We start from the raw sequence: 8,517 nt of genomic DNA, 5'->3' as shown, positions 1-8,517 counted from the left end.
GTATGGTGGTACAACCACCAACGACTCCACTCGACCCTCAATTACATGAGCCCCGTGGAGTTCACACACCAAGGAAACACCCTCTAGAAACAGTCCAACACACCGTTGCCAATCCAACGGGCCCCACCTCGGTCGCCAGCGTCTTGGGATACGAGCCGTTCCTCGAATTCGCCGTGCCGCTCGCCTCCCTGCCCTCCCGGTCGCCGGACTCATAGCCCAGATGCGAGGTCATCTCCGCCTCCAGGCCACGCTCCAAGGCCACCCGGACCAACTCCGGGATCAGACCGCCGTCGCCGGTCAGCCCCACATCACCACGGTCGATGCGCTCGAACAGGGAATCCAGGGCCCCCGACGAGACCAGACCATCCACCAGCTCGCGCGCCGGCCCCACGGCAACCGCGCCACCGGAACCCACGACCCCATTATCGCTCTTCAAGGCCACCATGATTCAATCCTTCCAGAATGGCAACCCATACACAAACAATTAGACACCCTCTCCAGTAGTTCGGGATGCAGGGGGTACGACGCGCGGATGCGCTTGTCGTAGTCAGTACTGGTCACTTCGGTCGGATACGACTTCGCATCGGCCCGGTACATGTCCACGAACCGTTTGGCCGTAAGCGCGATTTGGGCTTGCGCTTCCGCGTCGGGTTCCTCGAATAGGCGCTTGCGTACGATTTCGAATGACTCGTCGCGTGTGGACGGACGCCATTGGTCGGCTTGGCGGCGCACCACCATTTGAAGGCGACGCAACGCCGCCTGGCCGTTTTCGCCGCCGACCTCCAAATTGCTGGCCTTGCCGCCGTCCTCGGACGCGGGAATAGAGACCACAAGCATGCAATGCGGCACCGCCGACGCCGTTTCGGTCAGCGTCTGGGCGAACGTGAACTGGTCCTCGAACGTGCCGGCCGGTAGGTCGTCGCGGCCGACGAGCTGGCGCGCGTATGCTACCCACTCGTCGATGAGGATGAGGCACGGGCTGTATCGGCGCAACAACTGGTCGAGGGAATCCGCCGGCGGTTTGCCGGCCCGGTCGTTCTCGGCGACCATGGCGTATCCTTCGGCACCGCCAAGCTGCCATGCAAGCTCTCCCCAGATGGTATGCACTTGGGTTCCGTCCGGCTTGACGCTCGGTTTGGCGACGTTGAGCTGGTTGCCCACGATGGCCGCGCGATGCACCAGACCGGGAGCCCATGCAGGGACACCGAGTCCCGCCACGAGGTTCTGCACGTCCGAGGACAGTTCGACCACTGATTTCTCACCGAACAAGTGGTACAGGGCGAGCAATGAGTGGGTCTTACCGCCGCCGAAGTTGGTTTGCAGGTTCACCACGGGCGAGCCGCTGTTATCCCCCACTAACCTGCGGATGGCGCGCGTGAGCAGGTCACGCAAACCTTCGGTCAAGTAGGTGCGGTTGTAGAACTCGACCGGGTCGCCATACGCATTACCCGGCACGCACGCGCTCTTGGAGACCGCCACATCGTAAAGGTTCGCGGCGAACTCCGAGGCCGTGAACTTGCCGCTGGCCACGTCCCCGTGCGGTTTGATGACTTCGCGCCACGGCTTCATGCCCTGCGTGGCATCCACGGAGAGAATCTTGCGCTGGCTGGCCTTGCGCGTGTGGTCCTCGTACACGGTGCGCTGCAATGTGTCGCGTAGGCTGCGCACATCGGCGGCCGAATCCGGCGCATTGACCGCATTGAGCAGCAGCTCAATGGTGCTCAAGGCACGAATGGTCTCATCGGACGTGAACGGCTGGCTGTGGGCCCACTGGTTGCGCGTCTCGCGCAGCTCGGACGCATACGATTGCTGGGCTCGCGACAGGATGCTGTTGAACTCGCGCCCGTATTCGGTGATGGCACGCAGCTGCACCTGTACGTCGTTCTTGTTCAGCGTGCGCAGCGGCGTGCCGTATTTTTGCTGGTCGGCACGCGCCCACGCATCGGTCCAATCCGGCGTATGGAACACACCGGCCATCACTTCATCGACCGGGTCCACCAGTCCTTCGGAGAGGAAGTCGAACGCCTTGCCTACACGGTCTCGATTGTTGATTGCCATGGTGGAACTCCTTTATCCCCGAAACTCTTCCTTGCTCACACGTCCAGTTCGCCCTGAAGCGCCGGACGCGTGACGGTCTCCTTGGATGCCATAAGCGACAGGTCGTCCCACATGGAGACGAGGTTGTTGAAACGAATGGCCCCCTCGGTGTCCTTGCGTTTCTCCGCCTCGTGGTACATGCGAAAGCCCAATGCGCGGATGCCATCCAACGGCAGCAGTTCGCCGGCCTCCGCCATGACCGGAGCGACCTTATCCACGCCCTTGGCATCGAGGATGCCGGCCATGCGGATGCACGCCTCCCACAGGCTCACATGGTCGTCTTGCAACGGATGCCAGTGCTCGTCGGCCATCTCGGCGGGGGTGAGCAGACGGGACTTACCACCAGACGCTTCGAACATACCGCCGCGAACCAGCGCATCGGGTGACGTGCCGCAGGAACGGGCCAGTTGGTCGGCCATGCCCGTGTTCTCCTGCGTCCAGCCGTACGACTGGTACCATTTCACGGCGAAGCGGGTGTCCGCGTCGTAATCGGAATCAGCGTCGCCCATCACCTCATCGACGGTACGATTGATGATTTCCAACGCCTTCTGCACAGGCATATCCGAACCGTCCGCCTCACGAATGCGCGAGTACCGTGAGTACACGCTGATGCCGGGGCCGATGGCCGCTTGGTTCAAATCCACCGGGTCGATGCCCGAAGCCATCAGGGTTCTGAGCTCCTCGGTCAGCTCCGAACGCAGCATGCTGTTGAACACGCGCATCGTCACCGACGGAGCATCCACCGGACGCGGCCGACAGGCAAGCACGATAGATGAGGCAAGCGCGTTCGTGCCGACGCTAATCATGCGACCACCGCGTTCACTGCGCACTGGCCAGGTAGCCGTGATTTCCCAGCCCGCCTTGATGAGACCATCGAGCAGCGCATACCAGCCGGTCGAAGTGCCGCTTTTCGTATCTTGCTGCTTGTAGGCGTAATAGACCGTCATCGGCACATCGGTATTCGCCGTTTCGCGAATATGGGCAAACACGTGGTTGAATCCGTCCACAAAGAACTCGGCCGCACCTTCCTTGCCACCATGACGGTATGGATTGGCAACGAGTTCCTGAGCTTTTGGCGTGAGCATCGTGCGTACCGTGGACGGCAACACATCATGCAGCATGCGCCGCAGCCACACATAGAAGTAGTCGGACAAATCGGAGTAGCCGATGTTGTCGTAATACGGCGGGTCCGTGGACACCACCACATTCGTGTAGTCACGCGTGGCCGCGTCCGCCTGATGGGCCTCACATTGAGGACGAGCAGGAACGTTCTGAATAGCTTCCGCCACCCAGTTCACTTGACCCAGATAGTTACCAGTTGACGAAGAAAACGGATTGGCCTCAGCGTAATCCCACGACATTGGTATCGCCTGTCGTGCAAATACGTTTCGCAAGCCTTCACGATTGATGTTCCATCCACAAATAGACGAACTGTAATCAGTCAAACGGCTGACTGCGATGGACAGGTACACGCTGATGGCGTCCGCGTACGCCTGCGCGCCGGTGCCGCCCACATCCAGCGGCTCGCCCTGTGGCATGCCCTTGGCCAGCGCATCTGCGAGCACCTGCTCGCGCACCTCGGTCACTGTATCCGCCAACGTTGTCAACACTGCCAACTGCCTGTTTGTGAACAAATCCTCGAACGTACGCATACCGTATTGTGGAGGAGAGAACCAACGCGGGTTCTCTGCAATCGGTACATCGATACCGGCGTCTTCGATACGTGGAACTTTAGCCGCGTTGATTTGCATCTCATCTGGCGAGCAGTACAAGCGTCCACGCTTCGTTTCCGCGACCACGCCTATGAGCGCAGCGCCAAGACGGCCAGCTTCGCCTTCCTGACGAACATAGTCATAGGTGAACGGCGTGCCATCAACAATGGATTTACCGCCCTTGCCGTTCTTAATGGTCCATTCCTCGTCGTCCTTCGGTCCATCGACATTGTGCTGGACCTCATAGCGAATCGCACCATCTTCGACAATAGGCTTTACCCATGCTTCGTGGCCCTTTTTCTTGTTGAGCCACCACGAACGCACAAGCGGTACCTGCACAGGGTTTGCTGGGTTCGGGTTCGTGACAGTTCGCGCCCATATCCACGCGATGACAGTGTGCTCATCCCCATGTTCGTCCTTGACTTTGGGATAGAGATGGCCGACCTTCGCGAAAGCCTTGTCTCGAAGCATGTTGCCGTAGTAGCGGATGTCATCGGCCATGCCTTCGGCGCGGTTACGGGAATCAACGTTGCTGTCCGGGTTGACGGAAGCCTGCCCGCAGAATCGTGCCGGAAAATCGATAAGCGCTTTGTTGAGGATTACCGGCAGCGGGTTAAGGTCGGACGCATGTGATTCCACACCCAGACGTTGCGCTTCGAGCGGTATCGAGCCGCCGCCCGCGAACGGGTCCAAAACTGCAAGCCCCCCCGCAAGATTCCGTGATGAGACGATTAGCCTCACGGTAGAGGTCGGCATCGCCGATGTTCTCCCACCGGGCAAGGCGTTCCATCAGGCGGTGCAGACGGCCGCGTTCCGCGTCCTGTGCTTCCTGAGTGGGAAACTTGTCGGGATGGGCGGAGGGGTCGTCCACCAGCTGAGCGAACAGTATCGAACGGGTCGTGGCCAGCGGACGGCGCGCCCAGTACAGATGGAGCGTGGACGGCAGGCCATGGCGAAGAGACTTCTCGCGGGCGGATTCCTCGTTGATTTTCTTCAGCGGAATGCCGGTCTCGATGAGTTTCTTCTTGCGGGGTGCGTCCGTCATAGCTGTTGGTGTCCTTTATGCGTTTACTATTGTCTATGATTATCCACCAACAGAGGTACTTCGCCTAAAAACGACTCACGTCTGGCACATAGCCTCGCTTCCAGTAGTCGGCCAGTTTCTCGTTGAACGAACGCGTGGAATCGGCAGGGCTGATGTGGTCGAAGGCGTGCGCGACGTATCGGATGGCGTCATGCTCCGGGCCGGCCGGGCTGACGCGAACGAGCGCGAGTCTGTGCCTGTCGCCCTGAGATTGGGCGAAGGCAACCTCGTTGGCCGTGACGGTGAACGTGTCCGCTTCCGGCATGTCGATGCGCCCCTTGACCTCGATGAAGTGCACGTAGCCCTGGGCATCAATGGATTTGATGTCGTAACCCTTGTTGTTGTGCGGCATCTCCGTAGGAGTATGGCCAAGCAGACGTTCTATGCGCATGGTCAGGGCGACTGCCCGGCGGTCCACTTCCTCGCTGCTCCTGGTGAACGGCTTGGACTCCATCTCGCTGGCCGCCGAATCAGTGGCGATGAGTCGTTCCGGTACGACAAGCGCCATGCCACGGATGACGGCGGGCTTGGCCCGAAGCCGCACTTCTTCCGTGAGCTCCCGTTCGCGCTGGGCGAGTCGGTCTTCCATCTCCTTGGCACGCTTCCGAGCCAAACCAGTTGTCATACGTTTGCCGTGTTTGCCGTGCCGCTCGTCTTCGGAGAGCTTGTTGTATTCGCCGTACCAGTATTCGATTTCCGCGTTCAGACGGCTCCTGACCTGGGCAAGCACGTGCTCGTTCTCGGCGGTCTTACGCGCTTGCAACTCAGCGAGACGAGGCTTGGTGCCCTGCTCGTAGACGAAACGGCGCATCTCGTCCATGTGGTCGCCACGCAGCCATGCCGCGTCGAGCAGTTCCGCCACGGTCTTCTGTTCGCTGTCGTTGGGACTCTCGTAGTCCAAATACGGTGGAGCCGGCGAGAATACAGGCTGGTCGTGCTCACTGAGTTGGAGGTAGTCGAAGTGTCGGGAAACCGGCTCGCCCTTCGCATCGGTGATGGTCTGCTCGGCCGCCATCATCAGGGTCGGTTCATCGGGCTGAGTATCGGTACGGTCCACGAACACCGTGCCGTGGTCCAGTGCCTCACCGTACCTGTCGATGATGAGCTCGGTGACAGCATCCAGTAATGGCGTTCCCGGCGCGATGAGCAACGCATCAGGCTTGCCGTTGCCGATATGCGCGCGGCTGGGCTCGAACGTGATGCGCTCGTAAGCATCCGACACCGTGCGATGCCGGTCACGTCGTTCGGCGCACTTGCGTATGCCAGCTGGTACGTGGGTCAGTTCCCACCGTCCTGCTTCGCGCTGCCGTGCGGTGCCGCCGAGTCGTTGGAAAGCCGGCAGGAAGAATGCGGAGATGTAGCCCGGCTGAAGTTTGCGCTCACGGGTCTGCTCCATGAGCTTGCGGACTTCCTGCACGTCGAGGCTCGGGTACATCTCCGGATGCGCGGACCGTTCGTTGATGAGCTCATCCAAGCCCTGCTGCACGCTGCTATCGATGACCTGGTCGAGCTTGGCCTGTACTGCGGGGTCGTCACCGTACCGGATGGCCCGAATCATCAGCTCTTTCAGTGGTTCACCGTCGAACGCCTTGCCGTCGCCCAGCACGTTGAACAACCTGCCGCTGTAGGCTTTGCCCATGGTCTCGATTTTGCCTAGCAGCTTGCCATACACCTCGCCCTCACGAGTGTTCTTCGCCACAAGGTTCCACAAGAAGCACGTACGCTTCTGACCAATGCGATGGATACGTCCGAAGCGTTGTTCGATGCGGTTTGGATTCCATGGCAGGTCATAGTTGACCATCAAATCGGCACGCTGGAGGTTCAGGCCTTCGCCGGCGGCGTCGGTGGCCACGAGGATACGCACATCGGGGTTGTTGACGAAACGCTCCTGTACGGCTTTGCGCTCGTCACGGTTCATACCGCCGTGAATCACCGTCACGGATTCCGGTTTCCCAAGCAGCGTGGCGATGCGCCGCTCCAGATAAGTCAACGTGTCACGATGCTCGGTGAACACAATCATCTTGTGAGGCAGTTCGGCGGTGCCCACGTCCAGCACGTGCTGTTGAAGGATGTCGCTCAGCTGCGACCATTTCGCATCCACGCCGGACGCACGCACCGTCTTTGCTTTGTTCACGAGCCCATCAAGCACGCTGATTTCGGCGGCGAGCTCTTCCTTGGTGCGAGCGGCGGTTGCGGAATCAACTACTTGGTCCAGCTCAAACTCAAGCTGCTGCTGGCCGTTTTCATCCGCCTCATCCCACATGTCGTCATAGGCATCCATGTCGGTCGGCTCGTTTGACGTCGGTTCGAACATGTCCGCAATGGATTCCGGGTTCTCCTCGATGCGGCGCAGCAGCTCCGAAAGCCGGTCGCGACGGCGGGTCAATGACTGGAGAATCGCCTCCGGGCTGGACGCCAGACGGCGTTGCAGAATCGTCAATGCGAAACCGATGCTATTAGCGCGTCTGCCATCCGCTTGCAACAACTTGGCGGCCGCGTTCATCCCGGAACGCACGTAGTTCGTCACATCCCGGTACAGGCCCGCTTCGCCCTCCGAAAGCTCATAGGCCACTGTTTCGGCATGCCGTTCGGGGAACAGCGGCTTGCCGTCGAACGTCAAAAGGTCTTCCTTGACCATGCGTCGCATAAGGCCCTTGGTGTCGGTCTTGCGATGCTTGGCCGGTTTGTAGCGGCCTGCGAACCGGTCGCGGTCCAGCAGGGACATGAACAACTGGAAATCCTGTTCCTTGCCGGAGTGCGGCGTTGCCGTCATCAGCAGCAGGTTCTCGGCGGTCTCGGCCAGTGTTTCGCCCAGACGGAACCGGCTGGTCCGGTCCACTTCACCGAACTGATTCTTGAAATGCGCGCTCATCCGGTGTGCCTCGTCCACGATGGCGATATCCCAACGCACCTCGCCAATCATGGCGGTCAGCTCATTATTGCGCGCCACCTGGTCCATGCGAATGATGAGACGGTCGTGGTCACGGAAGGGATTGCCCGACGGCGACGCGAACCGCATGCCCGGCTCGAACACCTCGAAGTCAAGCGAAAACTTCTGCGACAGTTCGTCTCGCCATTGCTCGGCCAAACCTCCCGGACAGACGATGGCCACGCGTTCGGCCGCCGAGCGCAGCAACATCTCCTTTATATACAGGCCGGCCATGATGGTCTTGCCGGCACCCGGGTCGTCCGCGAGCAGGAAGCGCAGCGGCACCTTTGGCAGCATGTCCTCGTAGACCGCGCGAATCTGATGCGGCAGCGGGTCAATGTCTGACGAATACACCGCTGCCATCGGGTCGTACAGGGCCGCGTACCGGATGCGCAGCGCTTCAGCCGCCAGACGGAACTCATCCGGGTCGGCATCGAACTTGGGGCCGCCGCTCTCCGGGCGGACGATGCGTAGCCGGCCGACGGCATCCGCGTCGATGATTTCACGACCGGTGCCACCATCAGCCGTCGTATAGAACAAGTCGATGGCAGCGCCCATCGGCATAGCCGCAACTACCGTTACCGATTGCCCCGGAATGACGCCGGCGATGGCAATGCCGGGCTTGATATCCTCAAGCGTCAACGTCGCGTCCATGCTCCCGCTCCCTTCGCCGTCCTGCCGGATACCTTAACGGT

General features: G+C 60.6%; 5 protein-coding genes and 1 pseudogene. 1 reads left to right on the top strand and 5 read right to left on the bottom strand.

All coding sequences use genetic code 11. The features are described 5' to 3' along the window. On the top strand, nucleotides 1–87 hold an 87-nt coding region (locus AC1AY0_RS09580), incomplete at its 5' end, for an IS3 family transposase (RefSeq protein ID WP_476524578.1). A 22-nt stretch (nucleotides 88–109) separates the two neighbouring features. Here AC1AY0_RS09580 and AC1AY0_RS09575 read toward each other — a convergent pair. The 5 genes and pseudogenes from AC1AY0_RS09575 to AC1AY0_RS09555 all read right to left on the bottom strand — a co-directional run. Further along, nucleotides 110–445, bottom strand: a pseudogene (locus tag AC1AY0_RS09575) (transposase); the annotation flags it as partial. Beyond that, entirely contained in the window at nucleotides 433–2,058 is a 1,626-nt protein-coding gene (locus AC1AY0_RS09570; RefSeq protein WP_476526316.1) for a Swt1 family HEPN domain-containing protein, read from the bottom strand. The pseudogene AC1AY0_RS09575 and the gene AC1AY0_RS09570, both read right to left, overlap by 13 nt. Nucleotides 2,059–2,093: 35 nt before the next feature. Further along, nucleotides 2,094–4,448 carry a DUF1156 domain-containing protein gene (locus AC1AY0_RS09565; protein ID WP_476526315.1) on the bottom strand — a complete coding sequence of 785 codons (2,355 nt, stop codon included), beginning with the start codon at nucleotides 4,446–4,448 and terminating at the stop codon, nucleotides 2,094–2,096. Beyond that, nucleotides 4,423–4,854 (bottom strand): DUF1156 domain-containing protein, encoded by a 432-nt coding sequence (locus AC1AY0_RS09560; protein WP_476526313.1) that lies wholly within the window; start codon nucleotides 4,852–4,854, stop codon nucleotides 4,423–4,425. Before AC1AY0_RS09560 ends, AC1AY0_RS09565 begins: the two co-directional genes overlap by 26 nt. A 64-nt stretch (nucleotides 4,855–4,918) precedes the next feature. Then, nucleotides 4,919–8,476 carry a helicase-related protein gene (locus tag AC1AY0_RS09555; protein WP_476526311.1) on the bottom strand — a complete coding sequence of 1,186 codons (3,558 nt, stop codon included), beginning with the start codon at nucleotides 8,474–8,476 and terminating at the stop codon, nucleotides 4,919–4,921. Between the last annotated feature and the right edge of the window lie 41 nt (nucleotides 8,477–8,517).

This window comes from Bifidobacterium sp. LH_416 (genome assembly GCF_056357055.1).
Note: the sequence above shows the minus strand (reverse complement) of the source record. Positions and strands in the feature narration are given on the sequence as shown.

Bases quoted from the DNA above. Each gene is read 5' to 3' on its own strand.
- AC1AY0_RS09570 (WP_476526316.1), bottom strand. From the start codon at position 2,058: ATGGCAATCAACAATCGAGACCGTGTAGGCAAGGCGTTCGACTTCCTC.
- AC1AY0_RS09560 (WP_476526313.1), bottom strand. From the start codon at position 4,854: ATGACGGACGCACCCCGCAAGAAGAAACTCATCGAGACCGGCATTCCG.
- AC1AY0_RS09555 (WP_476526311.1), bottom strand. From the start codon at position 8,476: ATGGACGCGACGTTGACGCTTGAGGATATCAAGCCCGGCATTGCCATC.